This is a genomic window from Maribacter litopenaei (assembly GCF_025244665.1).
In the GTDB taxonomy this organism is placed as follows: Bacteria; Bacteroidota; Bacteroidia; order Flavobacteriales; family Flavobacteriaceae; genus Maribacter; species Maribacter litopenaei.
On sequence record NZ_CP104205.1, the window covers coordinates 697,950 to 719,181 of the forward strand.

The 21,232-nt window shown below is 40.1% G+C and carries 16 protein-coding genes and 4 pseudogenes; 13 read left to right on the forward strand and 7 right to left on the reverse strand.

Translation table 11 applies throughout. The features are described from left to right. Window positions 1-34: 34 nt before the first annotated feature. The 6 genes from NYZ99_RS03575 to NYZ99_RS03600 all read left to right on the forward strand — a co-directional run bounded on the left by NYZ99_RS03575 (window position 35) and on the right by NYZ99_RS03600 (window position 3,163). The gene (locus NYZ99_RS03575) at window positions 35-199 is read left to right on the forward strand and encodes a potassium channel family protein (RefSeq protein ID WP_260575324.1); all 165 of its coding nucleotides are present in this window, start codon (window positions 35-37) and stop codon (window positions 197-199) included. Between the two features lie 31 nt (window positions 200-230). Further along, entirely contained in the window at window positions 231-758 is a 528-nt protein-coding gene (locus NYZ99_RS03580; protein ID WP_260573554.1) for a DUF4136 domain-containing protein, read from the forward strand. Between the two features lie 241 nt (window positions 759-999). Continuing rightward, window positions 1,000-1,200 carry a hypothetical protein gene (locus NYZ99_RS03585; protein WP_260573556.1) on the forward strand — a complete coding sequence of 67 codons (201 nt, stop codon included), beginning with the start codon at window positions 1,000-1,002 and terminating at the stop codon, window positions 1,198-1,200. Between the two features lie 165 nt (window positions 1,201-1,365). Then, entirely contained in the window at window positions 1,366-1,752 is a 387-nt protein-coding gene (locus NYZ99_RS03590) for a hypothetical protein (protein ID WP_260573559.1), read from the forward strand. A gap of 158 nt (window positions 1,753-1,910) precedes the next feature. Beyond that, window positions 1,911-2,435: a sensor histidine kinase gene (locus tag NYZ99_RS03595; protein ID WP_260573561.1), complete on the forward strand. Its 525-nt coding sequence runs from the start codon at window positions 1,911-1,913 to the stop codon at window positions 2,433-2,435. After that, window positions 2,432-3,163 carry a LytR/AlgR family response regulator transcription factor gene (locus tag NYZ99_RS03600; RefSeq protein WP_260573563.1) on the forward strand — a complete coding sequence of 244 codons (732 nt, stop codon included), beginning with the start codon at window positions 2,432-2,434 and terminating at the stop codon, window positions 3,161-3,163. Before NYZ99_RS03595 ends, NYZ99_RS03600 begins: the two co-directional genes overlap by 4 nt. Here the strand turns inward: NYZ99_RS03600 and NYZ99_RS03605 are convergent. The 6 genes and pseudogenes from NYZ99_RS03605 to NYZ99_RS03625 form a co-directional block, all read right to left on the reverse strand. Then, window positions 3,160-4,011, reverse strand: a complete 852-nt coding sequence (locus NYZ99_RS03605) for a transglutaminase domain-containing protein (protein WP_338039485.1) — start codon at window positions 4,009-4,011, stop codon at window positions 3,160-3,162. The two genes, NYZ99_RS03600 and NYZ99_RS03605, sit on opposite strands and share 4 nt — an antisense overlap. A 165-nt stretch (window positions 4,012-4,176) precedes the next feature. Then, on the reverse strand, window positions 4,177-4,905 hold the full coding sequence (locus tag NYZ99_RS03610) for a carboxypeptidase-like regulatory domain-containing protein (RefSeq protein ID WP_260573567.1): 729 nt from the start codon (window positions 4,903-4,905) through the stop codon (window positions 4,177-4,179). Between the two features lie 101 nt (window positions 4,906-5,006). Next, window positions 5,007-11,074 (reverse strand): annotated as a pseudogene (locus tag NYZ99_RS23155) (alpha-2-macroglobulin family protein). Window positions 11,075-11,191: 117 nt separating this feature from the next. Continuing rightward, a complete protein-coding gene (locus tag NYZ99_RS21215) occupies window positions 11,192-11,677 on the reverse strand; it encodes an SDR family oxidoreductase (protein ID WP_338039486.1) in 486 nt (161 codons plus the stop codon). Further along, window positions 11,587-11,976, reverse strand: coding sequence for an SDR family NAD(P)-dependent oxidoreductase (locus NYZ99_RS21220; protein ID WP_338039287.1), 390 nt, complete (start codon window positions 11,974-11,976; stop codon window positions 11,587-11,589). The genes NYZ99_RS21215 and NYZ99_RS21220 overlap by 91 nt, the downstream gene beginning before the upstream one ends. A 155-nt stretch (window positions 11,977-12,131) precedes the next feature. Next, window positions 12,132-12,449: a cupin domain-containing protein gene (locus NYZ99_RS03625; protein WP_260573568.1), complete on the reverse strand. Its 318-nt coding sequence runs from the start codon at window positions 12,447-12,449 to the stop codon at window positions 12,132-12,134. Window positions 12,450-12,553: 104 nt separating this feature from the next. Here NYZ99_RS03625 and NYZ99_RS03630 point away from each other — a divergent pair. The 7 genes and pseudogenes from NYZ99_RS03630 to NYZ99_RS03660 all read left to right on the forward strand — a co-directional run. Then, window positions 12,554-13,893, forward strand: a pseudogene (locus NYZ99_RS03630) (UDP-N-acetylmuramate--L-alanine ligase); the annotation flags it as partial. A gap of 345 nt (window positions 13,894-14,238) precedes the next feature. Then, window positions 14,239-14,937, forward strand: a pseudogene (radC, locus tag NYZ99_RS03635) (RadC family protein). Beyond that, window positions 14,938-16,233: a polysaccharide deacetylase family protein gene (locus tag NYZ99_RS03640; protein WP_476738692.1), complete on the forward strand. Its 1,296-nt coding sequence runs from the start codon at window positions 14,938-14,940 to the stop codon at window positions 16,231-16,233. Next, window positions 16,226-16,917 (forward strand): annotated as a pseudogene (locus tag NYZ99_RS22770) (YjjG family noncanonical pyrimidine nucleotidase). Before NYZ99_RS03640 ends, NYZ99_RS22770 begins: the two are co-directional and overlap by 8 nt. Before the next feature lie 64 nt (window positions 16,918-16,981). Further along, window positions 16,982-17,521, forward strand: a complete 540-nt coding sequence (locus NYZ99_RS03650; protein ID WP_420845180.1) for a hypothetical protein — start codon at window positions 16,982-16,984, stop codon at window positions 17,519-17,521. After that, window positions 17,518-18,951: a DUF5723 family protein gene (locus NYZ99_RS03655; protein ID WP_260573572.1), complete on the forward strand. Its 1,434-nt coding sequence runs from the start codon at window positions 17,518-17,520 to the stop codon at window positions 18,949-18,951. The genes NYZ99_RS03650 and NYZ99_RS03655 overlap by 4 nt, the downstream gene beginning before the upstream one ends. A 57-nt stretch (window positions 18,952-19,008) precedes the next feature. Further along, window positions 19,009-19,899: a hypothetical protein gene (locus tag NYZ99_RS03660; RefSeq protein WP_260573574.1), complete on the forward strand. Its 891-nt coding sequence runs from the start codon at window positions 19,009-19,011 to the stop codon at window positions 19,897-19,899. Here NYZ99_RS03660 and NYZ99_RS03665 read toward each other — a convergent pair. Then, entirely contained in the window at window positions 19,896-21,173 is a 1,278-nt protein-coding gene (locus NYZ99_RS03665) for a replication-associated recombination protein A (RefSeq protein WP_260573576.1), read from the reverse strand. The genes NYZ99_RS03660 and NYZ99_RS03665 overlap by 4 nt on opposite strands. Window positions 21,174-21,232 lie beyond the last annotated feature (59 nt).

Sequence of the window (21,232 nt, forward strand, 5' to 3'; positions counted from 1 at the left end):
TTCTTCTGTTTTTGATAGTCTATGGTGGGCCATTATAACACTCACCACGGTGGGATATGGAGATGTGTATCCCATAACGGTTGGAGGTAGGATCTTTACCTTTTTTATTTTGATGATTGGTTTGGGTATCGTAGCGATTCCAACAGGAATAATTTCATCGGCGCTCACAAAAAGTGTGGACAGGAAAGAGGAGGACTGAATTTTTACTATCTTAAAGTAAAATATTCAGGATGAAATATGTGTTTACACTGCTACTTGCCTTACTGTTTGTTTCCTGTAGTACAATAAAGGTACATTATGATTATGAGCGGGAAACCGATTTTTCCTCCTATACTACCTATAATTATTTGGTGGATATGCGGACCGGTATTCCCGAACTGGACGAAAAACGATTCTTTAGGGCCATGGATATTACGCTTCAGACAAAGGGATTGAAGTTTTCCGAAGAACCAGATATTCTAATTGATATAAAAAGCTCTATTTACGAGACCCAATCTGGTAATACGGTAGGCGTTGGGCTTGGCGGAGGTAGCCGAGGTCTAGGTGGCGGTGTGTCGGTAGGTATACCCGTAGGTAGCCCCAAGCTCACTAGAGAGCTCGAAATCAACTTCATTGATGCCAAAAAGGATGTATTGGTTTGGCAGGCCATTAGCAAACAACCCTATAGAGAGGGAGATCCACCGCACCTAAAAGAGGAAAGGATGCAAGAATTGGTTTCAAAAATATTTGAAAAGTATCCGCCAAAAACCGGAAAATAACTTTTTTAAAGGACTCGCATAAATACCCTCATTTTACCTTCAAAGCCCCATAATATGGGGTGTTCAACATTTTTTTTTGTGTTAGAATACAATGTAATCATTAGATATTCAAATGGTTACAATTTAGCAAGACGAAACTTCCGTTCGGTGATGTCTTTCTACCGTTCATCATAAACCTTTTAATTTCTTCCCAAAGGTCACTAGTTTTACATCGTATTATTAACAATTAAAAAACAACATCATGAAAACAACCGACAAAACTAAATTATCTGTATTAGCTATTGGGACCTTAACAGTATTGGTTTCCCTAATTGGAGCTTTAAAAGATTTAAACCTAATGAACTACTTTTTTCCATTGTATGCAGGATTAACCCTGGTTGGAGTATCTCTTTTGAACAAGGAAAATAAAAAGGACATACCGAGCAATGAAATTGCTGAGTAGGGTGAAGTATTTCATAAAACTAATTCATTAATCTTAAAAACAAAAAGCATGATTGCAATTGTAAAATTTATTATGGTATTGGTAATTCAAGTCTTATTTTAGTTTCAGCCCAAAAGGCTGAAACTATTTTTTCATTCCCCCTATATTTACCTTTAAAATACCAAGATGGCTTCCTTCATAAAAAAACATAGATGGGCAATTTCCTTCAGGTTGGTCCAATTTCTCTCATGGGGTGGATTGGTCTTTATAGCCTATGCCTTTTCGCCGGATGCGGACGGTTACAAAGCAACATTTACGTTTAAGTATGGTCTTTTGTCGACTTTTTTTATAGGTATTTTTTCTACTAGTCTGCTAAGATATTATTTAAAGCGAATCATAAATTTTGACTCTTTTGAATCCGGCCAAATAATAAAAATTATTACAGGGATTTCAGTAGCGGCCTTTATGTACTTTGGGCTATCCTATGGTGCGGGATATTATATGGGCAAATTTGGTGAAGAGCATGTAAAGGTGCCGAAATGTACAAGGATCTGGGTATTGGATTATTGTTAATCAATTCCTTTATAACCATTTTTGGATGAATCATATTTTATCTATCAGTAAAAATTGCCGCTAAATTAAACGCCAATAGGGTAGAGCGTGCAGAACTCAATGCTACTTTACGGCAGGCCCAATTGAACACTTTGAAAGGACAAATCAACCCTCATTTCATGTTCAATAGTTTGAACAATATTCGTGGATTAATGCTGGAGGATGTGGAAAAATCGAGGGATATGCTGACAAAGCTTTCGGAGATGCTTCGATACTCCCTTACCAAAAACAATGTCAATGCTATAAATCTAGAAGAAGAGCTAGAAATGGTAGAAAACTATATAGCACTTTCCAAAATTCAATTTGAGGACAGGCTACAATTTTTAAAGGTAGTTCAGGATGAAACGTTGGAGATTAAAATTCCTCCAATGATTATTCAATTGTTGGTGGAGAACGCTACTAAACATGGTATTTCCAAATTAAAAGCTGGTGGAACCATTAAACTTGTAACTTTTATAGAAGGGCAGAATTTGATTATAAGTGTTATAAATACTGGGAGTTTACAAATTGCAGAGGGGTTCACACAGTTGGGCCTTCAAAATATAAAACAAAGATTACGGCTTCTATATGGAAATCAGGCCAATTTTAATATTGAGGAAATTAATGATGAAGTTATAGCAACTATTAATATACCATTGTCATGAATCAAATAAAAGCTGTTATAGTAGAGGATTCCCGTTTGGCTAGAAATGAGTTGAAAGAACTGATCAAAGGCTATTTGCAAATTGAAATTATTGGTGAAGCAGAAAATGTAGATGATGGTTATAACCTTATTGAGGAACATTCACCGGATTTACTTTTTTTGGATATCAACATGCCCGAAAAGGACGGGTTCGAACTCTTGGAAATGTTGGACGAAGTACCTATTACCATATTTACCACCGCCTTTGATGAATATGCCATTAAGTCCTTTGAATATAATGCCTTGGACTATTTATTAAAACCTATCAATGAAAAAAGGTTTGCAAAGGCGATAGAAAAGGTGGAGGAAAAACTTAATGAGCGTAGAGAGGTCTCTTCGGAAAACACGCAAAGGTTGACCGGAAACAGTCAGATTTTTATAAAGGATGGGGAAAAATGTTGGCTTATAAAAGTGGGAGACATTTCGCATTTTGAAATCGTGGGAAATTATACAAGGGTCTTTTTCCAGGACGAGAAACCCATGTTGTACAAGTCCTTGAACCAAGTGGAAGAGAAGCTCCCGGAAAAATATTTTTTTAGGGCTAATCGGCAGCAAATCATCAATACCAATTTTATTGCAAATGTAGTACCCTGGTTCAATGGGAAGTTAAAATTGACGATGGCAAATGGTGAGGAAGTTGAAGTCTCAAGAAGGCAATCGTATCTTTTTAAAGACAGAATGAGCCTTTAATTTCTGCGAACCTTCACAACGTATGTGGCAATTTTTTCACCATTAAATACAATATGGGCGTCATAAAGTCCGGTCCGATTAAAGACATATTCCATTCGAATTTTTCCGGGTTCCAAAAGGTTAATTTTTGGCTTTACTTCCAAATCCCTTCCTCCATTGTTTATGATTAGACCTAACTCTCCAGGTGCTATATCTAAAGTCGTTTTTAATCCGAACGTTACCATTTTATTGCGACGAGAATCTATATGCATTTTCTCTGCGGATTTCGGCATTATACTATTTGAAAATGCCTCTTTATAAATCACTGGGGCTTTCATAAAATCACTTAGGGCTGGCAACCCTTCCAATAGGGACAATTCCGGTTCCAACGGGTAGTGGTTCTTTGCGAATAATTCAGGATTTGGTAGGAAGTAGACATCATCATAATCGGGTTCGAATCGAGGTCCTTCGACGTCGAGCATGATCCTTCCTGCGGACCATGTGGCATCGCACAGATACCATTTTCCATCCAGTTTTACCGTATTCCATGAATGGTTGGGCGGGTCGTTTTCATTTAAAATCAAGGTGGGTGTCCGGCCATATCCGTTAACGATTTCGCTCTCAAATCCTGCTAGGTTAGCCATTTCCTTGATGAGGTAGGCGTACCCAGTACAAGCTGTCCTCTTTTCTGAAACTAATTTTTCAAATACCTTGGGAGTAAAGCTTTGGTTCCATTCCAAAAAAGCTTCCCTGTCTTTCTGTATTTTCCTCCTTTTTTTTCGGGTTTTCAGGTAGGACTGGTAATCGTTCTCAATGTTCGTACCGACCCACGAAAAAATCGCCCTAAATTTTTGAATATCAGTGGTTATGGTCCTTGGTCAGCTTATGGGTCAAAATAGGTAAGTTCTTGAGGCTTTTTCCTTTGTGCGAAAATGCTATGCTATCGGCCTTGGAAAAGTTGGATTCACTTAAATTGTGAAACTGTCCATAACCGATAGCATAGTAAAAAAGAACTAAAAATAATCCCAAACGCATTACTTAAAGAGTGCAATGAACTTTTGGAAAATATTTCTTTTAGATTTATAGGCTTCTCCTACCACAACATCGCCCATCAATTCAATATCCGTTGAATCGAACATAATCTCGATTTCTATGGTATCAGTCTCGCTAGCCTTGATTTTGTGCTCTTTAGTGTCGTATCCAATGTAACTGAAAATCAGTACGTCGTTAACCTCCAATTTTTGTGGAAACTCGAATTTTCCATCATAGTCGGTAGTTGTACCTATTGAGGTTCCTTTCAGAATCACGTTGACCCCAGGTAAAGGTAGGTTGGACTCATCCAAAACGGTGCCTCGAACGGTATAGCTATCAGCTAGAGGAACATTTGTGTTGTGTATGTTTTGGTCAATAACCATTTCCAAATTCGGAGTTGCTTCGACAATTTCTTGGGATTGGACAGGAGGGGTCGCACAAAGCGCCAAAAGAGAAAAACTAGCAATGCCAAAACTTTTAAAGAAGATATTCGTATTCATAATGGTATCAGGTTCAAATTCGTAGTTCTTGAGTTGGGAGGTCTTAAATCGTCCACAGGTGCTGACATTTTCGTTCTTGAAATACTGTACGATTTCAAAATCTGATAGTCCTGTAAAATCGATGACTTCCTTTTGACAACTGTTGCAATATCCTCCTTGCTCGGTCTTTCTAAAATTAGCAAAATTTTCTGAACAAGGTTGTTTGACGGAGATTTGTAATGACTTTTTCATACTAAATTAGTTTTAAGGTTTACCCCTAAACTATGCTCATTACAAAGGATATAAAACAACCCTTTAGGCAAACCTGCTTTTGATCGAGGGAAATATCAAAATCATTCTACTTTAACCCGAATTCCTTCACTATGACTTGTAAATTCAGGAGCGTACATACTCCGGATGGTCGTAATGCCATTGCTAAAATTTCCTGTATTATTTACTCTAAGGTCGTATTCAAAAACATACACACCTTTGGGCATGAAGTCAAAGAAAAAGTTCGTACTGGCATCTTTGGTGCTTTCGTAATACCCCAAACCGTCTTGCCATTTGAATCGGGATAGCACATTTACCGGCTCAAACCCGGCGGCACGCATATCCTTTAGGTGAATAAACTCCATATCCCGGTCCGATTTCAGTTCGATCCGTACCCGAACCAAATCGCCCACATTCAGTTGGTTACCTTCCTTGATTTCGGTCAGAAGTTCCCCATTGTTCGTATTCTTTTTTAGGAAGAGTTTTTTCCTCACTTCCAAGGCCTTGCCAGCCTCTTTTCCTGCTGGGGTGATTCGGTCCAAATCCTCAAAATATTGCCAATATAAAGCGCCCCAAGCGATACCTTCTCCCTGCTTCTTAATGTTTACCGTAGCCATTTCGGGGTTGATTTCTTGTGAATTCCAAGAGGTTTTATAATATCCGGTGCCAGCTTCTACCCGAACGCTTTCTAGCTTTTTTGGGTCAATGGTTTCAGATCCTATTTTCACATCAACGGCATCGGTGACGGACAGCCAATCGCTCCCTTGTAATAAGAGTGCATAGACCGCATTGCTCGTTGCCTTTGTCGTTTCCCATTGATTGGTCTGTTTGTTTTTCAACAGCCAAACTTTTAGCTTGTCTATGATTTTGGTGTCGTTCCCGATTTCAGAAAAAGCCTCGATTAATAAGGAATGTGTTTCAATGGGTGCCTGATGCCAATACCAAGAGGGCGTGTTTTCCTTCCAGTACATGCCCAATTCCTTGGACTTCACACTGTTTTCCTCCAAGGCACGAAGGATTTTTTGGGCCGATGCTTCATCTCCGGCCCGATACAATGTCAACGCAATCAAACCTTTGAAATATAAATTTCTATTGGTCCAGTATGTGCGGGCCGGACCCAAATAGTATTCCATGATTTCCGATACTTTTTTTGAGGTTTTTATGTCCTTAAAAAAGCTGCGCATGTACAGGAAATGTAGTTGATTTGGACTTAAATGGTCTTGGAAAGATCTTTGGAATACTTTTTCATGCGTTCGTATTCGGTAACAAATTCGGCATCCAAATAAGAAATGGCAGATTTCAACATTGAACTTGCATTTGAATTTGAGTTTGAGCTTGAACCGGTGAGTTTCTCCAAATGCCCAAAACCAATGGCGATATGTTGGGTAATAAACCTATTTTCCCTACCACCATTAAACCAGGGCCAGCCACCCGAATGCAATTGGGCCTCTTCAAGCTTCCGTAGGGCCATTTCCTGTTCGTTTCTCATTTTGTTCAGGTTGAACAAAAGTCCGATACGTTTCTTCTGCTCGGTTTCAGATTGTGCATCCCTGAGCCATGGCGTTTCCTGGATCAAAAGCGACTTGAGTTCCTGATTTTTCTCCAAGTTGCTCAAAAGGGCATCGGAGTTGGCCCATTGGTCGAACACCTGTTTGATTCGCGGATTGGCATTTGCGATATGGCTGGCCAAGGTATTCGCATAGTATTTGGAAAAAGTCTGTTCGTTGCATTCGTAGGGATATTCCATAAGGTAGGGTAAGGCCTGTACGGCATACCAAGCTGGGTTGGAAGTTATTTCCAAAGTCAATTTCTGGTGCTCGAGCGTTTTTGAGGAAACATTTTTCAGCTTCTCCAAAACAAAGGTTTTGTTCTCATTGCTTCGCACCCACATGGGCAGGGTTTCCGTAACCAACATCCTGTTGGTAAGGACGGGTAGGGCACCTTGCTCACCATCACTATACGTACCCGACTTTGCTACGATTTTGTATTGTACGCCCTGAACGCCTTTGGGTATGGTCAAGGTCCAGGAAATTTGGGTGTTTCCCTTGGCCCCCACACTAAAGGGTTTTTGTTTTTCTATATTTCTGAGTGCCGCATCTATGGGCTTTCCGGTGAGGATATCTGTGAGTTCCAATTGACCCATCCCTTCCAAGGAATTTTCGGATAGGTTAGTGATTTTTGTGCTCAGGGTAATAGTATCGCCCTCTCGTAGAAAACGTGGGGGATTGGGGAGTACCATCAAGTCCTTTTGGGTTACGGTGGATAGGGTTTTGGTCGCCGATTTTAAATCCTTCGTATAGGCCAATAATTGGAGGTTCCAGCGGGTCAAGGCTTCGGGCGTGGTAAAATTGAAGGAAACACTCCCTTCGGCATTCGTAGTCAATTGCGGAAAGAAAAAGGCCGTTTCTTGAAGGTTTTCACGGATTATGACATCCCTAGAATCAGGATTGTTGTCGTTTTCCTCCCTAGGTTTTGAGTTTTCGGCGTTACTACCAGTTACAATTACACTTTCTTCTAAAGCCTCCCCCTCAAAACTAGCATCGGCCTCCAAAGCATCGTTCATCGCCATAGGGGCTTCCGATTTACTTTGCATTCTAATATCGGAAGCACGTTCTCTATATAGGTATAATTGAGGTCTTTCAAATGATAACCCAAACCACTCCAATTGGTCGAATTGTAAATCCGTATATTCCTTATAAAACCCGTTTGGATTGAAATAATCTCTAAAATTTTCGTTACCAAAGCTCAAATAGGCATTAACATAGGAACGTGAATAGTATGTGGGTCTATACAACGGATTAAAGTACCAATCATGGGAAACGAACTGGTCCAAGGAGGCATCGTACATACTCGCCAGTAATTCGGCCGTAACCTTTTCGCCCTTAGGTCCTTTTATTTTAAAACTCCAGGTTTCATCGGTTCCGGGGGATATTTTGTCCCGAAACGTACCGGTCTCAATTTGCAGCTCCATGTCCGGGTAGGGCACGGGTATCAGAACAGTTCCCGAATGGAAGGAATTGTAGGCCGTAAAACTGTAGCCAACGGCAAAACCTCCCAAATCATCTTCCGTTACCGGAACGCTGATGGATTCACAATCTTTTTTCACGGTTAGGATATTGGTCTTTATGCGCTCACCGTCCTTTTCCACCCAATAGGTAATGTTCACATCCTTTACGTTGCTATAAAAGGTGATCTCTGCCATGTCACCATTTTCATAGGTCCGCTGGTTGGTTTCTACGTGGAATAGTTGATTGTCCGGAAGCGACTTTGCCTTAGGATCCATCAATTTTGCAGTCGTTTTGGCGGTGACCTGCTGACCGAAAGCATCAGTACTTTCCACTTCAATGAGGTAACTGCCGGTTTCCCATTTTTTAAGATTCGGTAGTTCGATGGATTCACTTTTTCCGGTATCAAATTCGGTTTCAAAGACCAACTTGTCCTTCTCCCAAGATTCGACCGAATGTTCCTGCCCATAGGCTTCATGGGGAAAAAGTTTCTTAAAATCAGATTGGCTCCAATAATGATAATCCGGTGCTTCCCATGGTCTGAGCCTGAGCACATATTCGGGAGCTTTCAATTTGTACATTTTCAGAAATCCCTTGGCGGATACTTTTTGTCCGTTGAGGTTTTGGGTAGTGACTATGATCGTATTTTCGGCATTTGCCTTGATCAGTGACTCGTTCAAAAGAATGTTGGCCGTCATGGCGTGATAGCCTACGTTGACCGTGGTGGTAGCCGTTCTCGTTTCGCCATTGACATCGGTTACATCGGCAGTGATTACATAGGAAAATACAGGAAGATTTTCTTTGGATGCCTTGAGGTCCGGTAGGGCCTTAAAATCGATGTTGAAATTTCCTTCATTGTCCGTTAAAAGCTCGCCATGGGCTATTTCTTGAGTTTCTCCCCAATGGCTAGGTCCTCTTCGCCACGAAAACCAAATGGGGTAATTGACACTTCGCGTTACCCGATAACCAACCTTGGCATCGGTGATGTTGCTACCCGCAAAGGATTTAGCATTGCCTTTTAAGGTAACGGAAGCGTTTACTTTAAATACCTCGGTGATGGGTTCAAAACCGACCTCAAATTTGGGTCTTTTGTATTCTTCGACCGAAAAATAACTGTATTCCCGTACCAGTCCGGTAGGTCCGGTGACGGATAAATAATACTGTCCCGTAAGTCCCATATCTCGGTATGTTGAAGGTACCTTGAAAGGAGCCGAATTCATTCGTTTGCACTTCCAATTCCGATGCCTTTTGGCCATTGGCGTCGAATAATTCAACCGTTACCTTTTGCTCGGTTACCAGGGAAGATTTATTTTCACTTTGCTTAATCAGCACCCCTTTGAAATAGAGCGGTTGGCCCGGTCTATAAATGCTTCGATCCTTGAACAAAAAGCTTTTAAGAGACCACATCCGATCCGTTGTTTTGCCTATTTTTTTTCCGGATGTAGGTACTTCCAAATTGCGCCTGATCGTCCTTGTACCTCACTATTTTATGCTCAACGGACATACTTTTGCCGCCCAAAGGGATGCGAACAAATCCGTTTTTATCGGTAGTATAACTTTTGCTATTGGATAAAATCAGGTTGCTCCGGAGGTAAAAGGTCACTTTTGCACTGGCTCTAGCGGCCCCGTTATTTCGATCCACCACTTGAAAAAGGTGTTCTTTATCCGTAGTGGTCTGCAGCAATGCCAAATTGGTAACCTGAACCTCGCTGTAGGCAAAACTGTTAACCTCGTCCTCTTTGGGAAGGGCCAGAATGAGATAACGGCCGTTAGGAAGTTCCGGCATGGGAATTTCTATGCTGTGTTGCTGATAGTCGCCCTCGTCTATCAGGTTGACCGACCATTCCTTTAATGGCTCCAGTTTTTGTATGAATTCCAGTTTTTCGGTTTCCGGATACAGGTTGTTGAGGTCTTCCCACTGCTTGGCAGAAATGGGATAGGCACGCAGATCCAAAGACGTTCTATTTTTGTAATTGACCAATAACTTGGCGGGCTTCGCAACGGGAATATATTTCTCCGTTTGCAGTTGCAGGGATGGTGCCAGGATCTGTGATTTGAGATATGTACATTGTTGTGCTCCCCTGGAATCCGGGTGTTGGCTTATGACCTGATCACAAAGGGCGATGGCCTCCTTTAATTTCCATCGGTATTGAGTTTCATCCGGGGTAAACCTATCGCCCTGGGTTTTGTATAGTTTGGCCAGTTCGTAGGTGTATAGTCCCGATGATTCATGATGCCGAATATTTTCGGCACTTTCTATAAGTACTTTCTCCGAACGTCATTCTTATCCGGGAAAACTGCATTGGCATGGATAAAATTTAACCGTTCGATATCGACCAGGGTCAGGGCTTCCAACGTGGTGTCCGAAAAGTGAAAGGAAACCAGTTCCTGAAATAGTTTAAGGGCCTTTGACTGCAAGGAAGTGGCATCCTGATTGGGGATATCCAGTTGTGTGAAAGAATAGGCATCACACAGGTAGTCCGGAGCATCGATTTCAAATTTATCGGCAGGTCTGCTTATGCTGTTTTCATCGGATTTGTAAAAAATAAGCGCGTCATGGGCCGAAGGTCGTACAATGTCGGTCTATATACTTCCGAACCTTCTTCGGTCTCGATCAATTCCTTAAATTCCTTGGGGTCGGTTTTTTGGAGTGCATTTGAATCCAACAAAGCGTTTTGAAAGTGCAAATCTATTTCCTTGAACAAGGTGTTTAGGTCCCACGTCCTAAAATCGACCGAATCGACCTTGGTTTCGGTGGCCGTTCTATTGTAGAATTGATAGCGGTTTTGCTTAAAATACTGCCAATAGAGATTGGCGAGATAGCTTTCCAAGATGTTTTTTGTGGGAAAGGATGCCTTTTCAATTTCAGTTTTAAACTTGTTTATAACGGAGAGTTGGGCATCCTCTTCCAAAATGAGTGCATATTTTGAGGAGAATAAAAGGGCCTTTATTCGTTGGACTTCGTTTCGATCACTCTCCGCTTTTTGATAGATTTTTTGGACCAAATCATAGGCACTTCGGGTAAGTTGGTCTTTTTCCAACTTCAGCACCTGGTTCCAAAGTTCTTTATAGGGCATATTAGCCTCTTGACCATTTATAAGCTGTGAGAACAGAAGTATACTTAGGATTATAGAAAATTTCTTCATCATACTAAAATTACACAACAAAAGTGTGCCAAACAGTTACTGCTATCAATGAAAAATGAGCATACGATCCTTTTGGGTTCGTAAACAACCTATTTATGCTTTGTAACTGACAAAAAACTACAGTGATTTTAAGAGCCCACCGTCAATGGGGATATTCGTTCCACTGATGAAGGCTGCTTTGTCGGAAGCTAAAAAAGTAGCTAAATAGCCATATTCTAAGGGGTCGCCAATACGTTGCAGTGGAACTTTTTGTTCCATTTCGGTACGCACCTGACTTTCAGGAATATCCATTTGTTCCGCTTTTTTGGCATTAAGCTGCGCTATACGATCCGTATCAAAATAACCCGTAAGTAAGTTGTTAACGGTAATCCGGTACTTGCCAACATCCGAGGCAAGGGTCTTGGCCCATGTAACTACAGCAGCGCGGATCGAATTGGATAGTGCCAAATAGGGTAGTGGTTCCTTCACAGATACCGAGGCAACATTAATGATGCGGCCCCACTTATTTTTTATCATTCCTTTAAGGGCAAGTTCCGTGGTAAGTACGACAGTCTTAAAGAGTAGATCGAAGGCTTCCTGGTAATCTGAACCTTCTTTTCCAATGCAGTGCCTGCAGTGGGTCCTTGGGTATTGTTCACTAAAATATCTACAAAATTGTTATCGAAATAGTCTTCGATTATTTTTTGGAACGATGTAAAGTCAGAGAAATCGACTTTCAAGTATTGGTGTGCTTGACCTTTATCAGTTGGTAAATGGGCAACTATTTCCTTCAGCTTATTCTCGCTTCGGGACATTAGGGTCACACTGGCCCCACTTTCCGCCAATTGCATGGCAATGGCCTTGCCAATGCCTCCGCTACTTCCGCCGATCAATGCTTTTTTTCCTTGAAGTGATATGTTCATTCTTAGTTAATAGTTATAAGTTAAAAGTCTATAGTTATAAGGAAAATCAATTTGAACATCACGTCCTAGATTCTATATCAGTAAATTATATCATTTTTGAACTTGATATTTGAATTTGAACTTGAATTTAGTTCCCCATTTGGGGGCAAGGGGGTTTATTTATATTCCTCCCTTACCGGACAAAATACATCCATGAGCTTGCATGGTGTCAATGCCTTCCCACTATGCTTTTTGTTCGATCCTATAATTACAATATCACCCGCGTTATAAATGTTGGTTTTACCATCCAATGTAAACTCAAAAGTACCTTCCAAAACGTGCATGACCTGTTCGTGCATATGGGAATGTTCCGGAACTTCGGCATTTTTATCTACAGTCCAATAAGCGATACTCATAGTTTCCGCATGCACCATTTTTCCATGATAGCCGGGCATGATTTCTTTAGATGCTATGCTTTCCAGGTTTAAGCTCATTTTTTATTATGATTTTACTTCTAAGGTAAAAAAGAATATTACAGGATCTAAAATGATTTGTGCTGCTACCGTCAATATGTATCTTTACCCCATATTTTAGGATAATGAAGATACACTTTATTGCCATAGGCGGAAGTGCAATGCATAACTTAGCCTTAGCTTTAGCTGATAAGGGTTACCAAATTACTGGTAGCGACGATGTTATTTTTGAACCTTCTAGATCCCGATTGGAGTCCAAGGAACTTCTACCAAGTCAATTCGGTTGGTTTCCGGAGAAGATTCATGAAGGTTTGGATGCCGTTGTTACGGGTATGCACGCCAAAGCCGACAACCCTGAATTAGTACGGGCTCAAGAGCTCGGTTTGACCATATACTCATATCCTGAATTTCTATACGAGCAATCCAAAAACAAAACGAGGGTTGTAATAGGCGGTAGCCATGGCAAAACGACCATTACATCCATGATCTTGCACGTGCTAAACTATCATCAGATTCCCGTAGATTATATGGTAGGAGCCCAATTGGAGGGTTTTGATAGAATGGTACACTTAACGGAAGAGAACGACTTTATGATTCTAGAAGGCGATGAATATTTATCATCACCCATAGACAGAAGACCAAAATTTCACCTATATAGACCTAATATTGCCTTGCTTAGTGGAATCGCATGGGACCATATCAACGTATTCCCCACTTTTGAAAACTACGTAGATCAGTTTCGGATTTTTGTAGATAGTATTGTAGAGGGAGGAAGTATTACATACAATGAAGAGGATGCTGAAGTGAGAAGGGTAGTGGAAGCTTCTGAAAACCAAATTAGAAAACTACCTTACCACACTCCGGAATATGAGGTAGTAGACGGGGAAACTATGTTGTCCACCTCGGAAGGACCCATGCCCATATCTGTATTTGGTAAGCACAATCTAAGTAATCTTGCCGGGGCCAAATGGATCTGTCAGAATATGGGAGTGGACGAAGATGATTTTTATGAAGCGATAGCTTCTTTTAAGGGAGCCTCTAAACGCTTGGAAAAAATAGCAGAAAGTAAGTCTTGTGTTGCCTTCAAGGATTTTGCACACTCCCCCAGCAAAGTAATGGCCACAACAAAAGCTGTGAAGGAACAATATCCAAATAGAAAGCTTGTTGCCTGTCCGGAATTGCATACCTACAGCAGTTTTAATCCGGAGTTTTTAAAGGAATATAAGGGGACACTGGATGCTGCCGATGAAGCTGTTATTTTCTTCCTACCGAATCCGTGGCCATTAAGAAATTAAAGGAAGTCACTACCGAACAAATTATGGATGCTTTTGTTCGAAATGATTTAAAGGTTTTTACTGAAGCGGATTCCTTTCATCAGTTTATTAAAAATAAAGATTATCGGGATTCTACGCTCTTGTTGATGAGTTCCGGAAATTATGGTGGTCTCGGATTTGGGAGAATTGAAAAACAGTATAGAAGACTGATGATTAGCTATTTACTGTTAATTTGTCAGTTAATTGTTATTGGTATGTCTATTGCTCAGGAAAATGAATGTGGAAAAAGTATCGGACATCCATTTTTTACAGGGCAAGAGTATTCATTAGGAAAATCTTTCATACTTTTTTGGTAGCCTTTATGATAGGTATTTCGAATGTAATCAATCAGGAAGACCGAACAATATTGGATACCGAGACATCATATTGAGCAAAAAAAGGAGCAGGCAGAAGAAGAGAATTAGACTCGTAAATGAATAAAACTTCTAATAAAGTTTGATAAAGGCTTGAACTTTTTAGTTCTGTATATTTGAGATATGGAAGAAAAAACCATTTCCTTTTCCATTAAAAATTGATCCGAAGACGATAAGCCAAGGGAAAAGCTAATTAATAAAGGTCGGTCAGCACTTTCCGATGCGGAATTGATAGCTATACTAATTGGTTCTGGTAGTAAGGATGAGAGCGCCGTTGAACTTTCCAAAAGAATCTTGGCTTCCGTGGATAACAATTTGAACGAGCTAGGAAGACTTTCCATTCAACAATTAATGAAGTTCAAGGGAATAGGGGAGGCCAAAGCAATTAGTATTGCCGCAGCTTTGGAAGTGGGTAGAAGGCGTAGGGGGGAAGATTCCAAGAAGATTGAAAAAATTGGCAGTAGTAATGACGTCTTTGAAGTATTGCAACCTGTAATGGGAGATCTCCAGCATGAGGAATTTTGGATTCTTTATTTGAACAACTCCAATAAAGTATTACACAAAGCTCAGTTAAGCAAGGGTGGTATCACAGGGACTTTGGTGGATGTACGTCTTATCATGAGGCAGTGTTTGGAGTTGGGGGCGGTTGCATTGATTTTGGCACATAACCATCCTTCGGGAACGTTAAGGCCAAGTCAGGCCGATAAAGAAATAACCCAAAAAATTAAAAGTGCCTCGGAGTCTTTGGATATTCGTGTGTTGGACCATCTTATCATAACCCAAAAGGAATACTTTAGTTTCGCGGATAATCAGTTGTTGTAAATGTTATTAATCTATACCCATAAAATTACACCTCGCTTAACATACACCATGAAGCAGGTATTTACCAAAATTTTGGGTATAGAAATTGGTTTTACCACCAAGGTGGAGGATTTCATAAAACACAAAAACGAAAAAATAACCTATACCAAACAGCCTTTACAAAACGAATTTTTTGTCCGAAGCCATGACCTTCTTTTTGAACAGGGTGTAAGTGACGTGGAGATTAACGTAATGAGTTGGGACAATGTTCCTTGTTTTTTCTTTGCGGGGGAAAGAAGCAACGTACCATTCGATATTTTTGCCGCGTCTTTTTATCTTATCAGTAGGTATGAGGAATACTTGCCACATGTAAAGGATTCACATGGTCGTTTTCCCTCCAAAGGTAGTTTGGCTTATGAGCACAAATTTTTGGAACGCCCAGTAGTTGATATATGGGCCATGAAATTGTTCGTGATTTTAAAGGAAAAGTTTCCGAGCTTGGTGCAAGGTCCGTTAAAATACAAGTTTTTGTCATTGGTCGACGTCACCACCTCCCACTGCTATGCCAACAGGGGTATTATTCGAGGGGCTGCCGGTTTTTTATTGGATTTAGGAACTTTTAGGTTTAAAAGACTTATAGAAAGAATAGCGGTTGGTCTAAATATCAAAAAAGACCCTTTTGATAATTTTTCCACCTTGATCGACTGGCATAGAGAACTGAAAATAAAAAGTATCTTCTTCTTCCAGTTTGCCAATTATTCAAAATACGATAAAAATGTATCTACAAATAGTAATAATTTTAGGTCATTGATCAAGTATATCGGTGATTATTCCACTGTAGCCTTGGCGGCATCCTACAGTTCCTTCAACAATGTGGAGTTGTTGAAGAATGAGAAACAGAATTTGGAAAATGTTGTGAATAGACCGGTAAATTATTCAAGGATGCGATATAATCGAGTAGACGTGCCCGAAACCTATCGAAATCTTATAGCTGCAGAATTTTCAGATGATTTCACTATGGGTTATAGTCACCAAATTGGATTTAGGGCTGGGACATGTACACCTTTCCAGTTCTATGATATACCTTTGGAAGTGCAACAACCAATAAAGGTTTTTCCTTTCGTGCTCCACGATTATGCACTCCGCGAAATAAGCAAGAAACGGGAATTGGAAAAGAGAATGGACGCTATTTACAATGAAATAAAATTGGTAAAGGGTACCTTTATCTCCGTATTTTCCAACGAATTATTGGGTTCTGACCATACGTTTGATTGGAAGGAAGTATATCATCAATTACTAACAAAGTACCATGTTTAAGAATGTGGTCACCGACATATTTTTTGATTTGGACCATACACTTTGGGACTTTGAAAAAAACTCATCATTGACCTTTGAGAAAATACTTTCAGAACATAATATTGATATTTCGCTACGTGATTTTTTGAACGTCTATGTCCCCACGAATTTGGCTTACTGGAAATTATATCGGGAAGAGAAAATCACTAAGGATGCGCTTCGATATCAACGTTTAAAAACGGTTTTCGACCAATTGGGGAAGGACATTTCAGATGGGGTGATTCATAGTTTGTCCAATGAATACATCAATCATTTATCTTCCTACAACCATCTGTTTCCGAGATACCGTTGAGGTATTGAATTATCTTAGACCTAGGTATCGCCTTCATATTATAACGAACGGATTTCAGGAAATACAGGAAAAGAAGTTATTGAATTCTCGGTATTCATCATTATTTTGAACATATTGTAGATTCTGAAATGGCAGGGGTAAAGAAGCCCAATCCCATAATTTTTGAACTAGCTTTGGACAAGGCAAAGGTCCATCCACAGAAATCTTTGATGATCGGTGACAATTTGGAAGCGGACATTCTTGGTGCGAAGTCTGTTGGTTTCCATACCTTACATTTTAATGCACATGGGAATCCGGAACACGAACATGCCCCCATTATCAAACAACTTAAGGAAATAAAAACCTATTTATAGAGTTATAACTTTTATAAATAGGGTGTAGATTTTCTCGTCCCGTAATTATTTCCAAAGGATGCTTTTGTTAAGAAACGCAGTTTTTCTTTGTATAGCCGTAACGTTCCTATTATCCTGTTCTGATAAGCAGGACTTTTCTCAATACGATGATCTGACAATCACCCCGACTCTAGAGACCAGTATTTTCTATATAAAAACACAGGAATCGATTATCAACAGGGTTACGGGTCTAAGTTTCTTTTCCCAGGATTTTAATTTTGATGCTTTTGAGGAAGATCTTTTTGCCGAAAGGGTACTAGAGGGTTCAATAACCTACGAACTAGAAAATACGACGAGCAAGGAAATTGAAATTACCATAGAATTCCTGGACGCAAACGGTGATGTCCTTGATAGCGAATTTTTCCGGATGGAAGCCGCGCCAACGGCCCTTTTAACCCGAGTAGTTGCCTATGGTGGCATTAATAAAAGTTTGGATATTTTAAGGAATACCTCCCAGATCAGGCTAAGTGCCGTAAATCTTGGGGATAATACCAGTACCTCTAGTTTGCCGGATCCGGCAGTTGTACTTCGTTCCAGTGCTAAATTCATGGTCAGGGTAAAATGAACCGATTAGTATCCATTACCCTTTTTACAGTATTGGTGTGCAATTTTCTAAGTGCACAGAATAAGCAGATATTGTACGATTTTAATGAAATACCGCAATCCTTGATGGTAAATCCCGGGGTGGAAAGCGATTTTAAGTGGTATTTCGGCGTTCCCTTTATCTCTGGTATTTCAGGTTATTTGGGGATCAATGGTGTTTCAGTTAACGATATTTTTGCCGAGGATGGATTGGACATCAATGACAAGGTACGTGATAGAATGGTGAATGGCATGGTTCCACGGAATGAATTCAGCGGTAATGTGCAAATGGAGCTTTTAAACATTGGTTTTAGGAGTTCAAATCCCAATATTTTCTATTCTGGTGGAGCCTACTTGGAATTTGACAATATTACGTATTGGCCACGGGATTATGCCCAATTAATTTTCGACGGCAATGCGGATCAACTGGATAGAAAATTTGACCTTGGAGATTTAAAAACAAGAGGGTCATTGGTAACCGTCTATCATTTGGGAATTAATAAGAAGGTGGACAAAAACCTGACCATAGGTGCTAGGGGGAAGATATATTCGGGCATAATGGATTACAATTCCACAAGAAATAGCGGATACTTGTTAAATACAGAAGGACAAAATAATATTCTAAACACAACCCTAAGTGCTGACCTTGAATTACGAACATCAGGTTTTGGTCAATTGGACGATGCCTCTGAAAATGGAACTGTATCCAACACATTAGTGAAAAGGGCACTATTCGGAGGTGACCTTGGACTAGGATTGGATTTGGGATTTTCGTATCGTGTAAATGAACAAACCGTATTTACTGCCAGTGTACTTGATTTAGGCTTCATTTATCATGGGGGAGATACGCAAAACTACAGTTTAGCAGGGACTGCTAATTCTGAAGGTATTCAAATAAACGTACTGCGCGAGCTTTCCAATTTAAACCGCGACTACTGGCAGGATTTGGTTGACGAAATTGAGGAACTGATTCCCTTTCAGGAGACGAATAACGGCTATCTGACCTTTAGGCCTACAAAGGTTAACGCCTCGTTGCGTTACGATTTTGGAAAACCTTTGGGGTCATCCGAAGATTGTGACTGTACAACTGATCCTTCAGGCTCTAATGAGCCTAGAATGGCGTATAGGAATTCGGTCGGTGGACATTTGTTTTTGATTAACAGGCCTCGTGATTCGCAAGCTGCCATTACAGGCTTCTATATGCGAAGGTTTGGGAATATAATGGCACTAAAGGCAACCTATACCGCAGATAAGTTCAGTTTCACGAACATAGGGTTCGGCCTTAATCTACAGGCTGATCCGGTAAATCTATATGCCATAGCAGATAATCTCCTTTCCTACAGGAACATTGCGGCAAGCAATTATGCATCTTTTCAATTAGGATTAAATATTATATCTTGGGGGAATAAGTAAGACCAAGCATTTTGGCATACTTTTTTCATTTACATAGGTAAATCTAAATCCACTATTTTGAGAGCATTATTGTTATTCCTTACGATTTTAGTCAGTAACCTGATAGTTGCACAAGCGAACTTGAACGATTATAAATATATCATAGTTCCAAAACAATTTGATGTCTTTAAGGAAGTGAACCAATATCAAACAAGCACTTTGGTTAAGTACTTGCTTTCCGAAAGGGGATTTAGCGTATTCTACGATGACTCACTACCCGCCGACTTAGTATCAAATAGATGTCTTGGATTGTGGGCATCCCTTTTGGATGATTCATCCATGTTTACCACTAAAACCTCCCTGGTTCTAAAAGACTGTAATGGGGCAGAGGTTTTTGCCACAGGAGAAGGTAAAAGCAAGATTAAGGAGTTTAAAGGGGCATACAATGCAGCTATCAAAGATGCCATGAAAAGTTTTAATGGAGTTGTTTATGCGTATTCCGGCAAGAATGATGGGGATAATTCGTTGACATTGAATTTTAAGAATGACGTCAAGAGTTTAAAAAACAAACAAATTGCAGAAAAATTAGAACCCAAAGGAATCAATACAGATAAGGTGCAACGCAAAGCACCTAAGAACCAAAACCCAATGGTGATCCAAGAAGCCACCATAGAGAATCAATCCTATGAAAATTTGGAACCCGTGCCGTCCAACGTTGGTGCAAATAATGAAGGTGTTGAAACTGAAAATATGGAGATGCTGTACGCCCAAGAAATTCCCAACGGATATCAACTTGTGGACAATACCCCAAAAGTTAGGATGAAACTTTTCAAAAGTTCCACTGAAAACATGTACATGGCCCAATCAGGCGATAAAAGTGGAATGGTATATCAAAAAGATGGTCAATGGATTTTTGAATACTACGAGGGTGAGAATTTAGTCCAAAAACCGTTGAACATTAAGTTCTAAAAGTCATACTTGTCCTTCCAACGTTTTTTTAGAAAGTCGCTTAACGCGTTTTCCCTTTGATTTTTTCCAGGTGTGTAGAATACAGTACCCGATAATTCATCGGGCAAAAACTCTTCGTTTATGAAATTGTTTTCGTAATCATGGGCGTATTTGTATTCCTCGCCATACCCTAAATCCTTCATCAGTTTGGTGGGTGCATTTCTTAAATGTAGGGGAACAGAAAGGTTTCCTGTTTGGCGCACTGTCTGTTGTGCCTTACCAATGGCCATATAACTAGCATTGCTTTTTGGTGAGGTGGCTAAATAAACGGCACATTGACTTAAGATGATTCTCGCTTCCGGATATCCAATGGTGGTTACCGCCTGAAAGGTAGTGTTTGCAATAACCAATGCAGTTGGATTGGCCAATCCAATATCCTCAGAAGCGGAAATAAGCATTCTTCCGGCTATGAATTTTACGTCTTCACCTCCCTCTATCATTCGTGCCAACCAATAGACCGCTCCATTCGGGTCACTACCCCGTATCGATTTTATAAAGGCTGAAATAATATCATAGTGCTGTTCACCTGTCTTGTCGTACAAAACTGTGTTTTTACGGGCCTTGGACATAACCAAATCGTCCGTAATCACAATTTCTTCAGAAGGTTCAGAATTAATGACGAGTTCAAAGACATTCAATAATTTTCTACCATCTCCACGAGATAATCTTAAAAGGGCCTCTGTTTCCTTAAGTTTTATATTTTTTATTTTTAAAATGGGGTCGTTTTTCATGGCCCGTTTTAAAAGAAGTTCCAAATCCTCCTTTCCAAAAGGACTTAGAACATATACTTGACACCTTGATAGTAGGGCCGGGATGACTTCAAAACTTGGATTCTCAGTGGTAGCCCCTATGAGGGTAACCCAGCCTTTTTCAACAGCGGCCAAAAGTGAATCCTGCTGAGACTTACTAAAGCGATGGATTTCATCTATAAAAAGGATTGGGTTCTTTGAAGTGAATAGTCCTCCGGATTGTTTGGCTTTATCAATGACTTCCCTAATGTCCTTTACACCACTATTGATGGCGCTAAGCACATAAAATGGTCTTTCACTCTCTTTGGCAATAATATTTGCCAAGGTGGTTTTTCCCGTTCCTGGAGGACCCCATAGGATTAAGGAGGGAATAACCCCTTTTTTAATTTGATGGGTTAGAGACCCATTCACGCCCACTAAATGATTTTGACTAATATATTCTTCAAGATTTTGTGGGCGTACCCTTTCCGCTAAAGGCTCGTTCATAGGATAAAAATAGGATAAAGTTGAAAAAACTCATTTAGTATTTTTGAGATATCAAATGA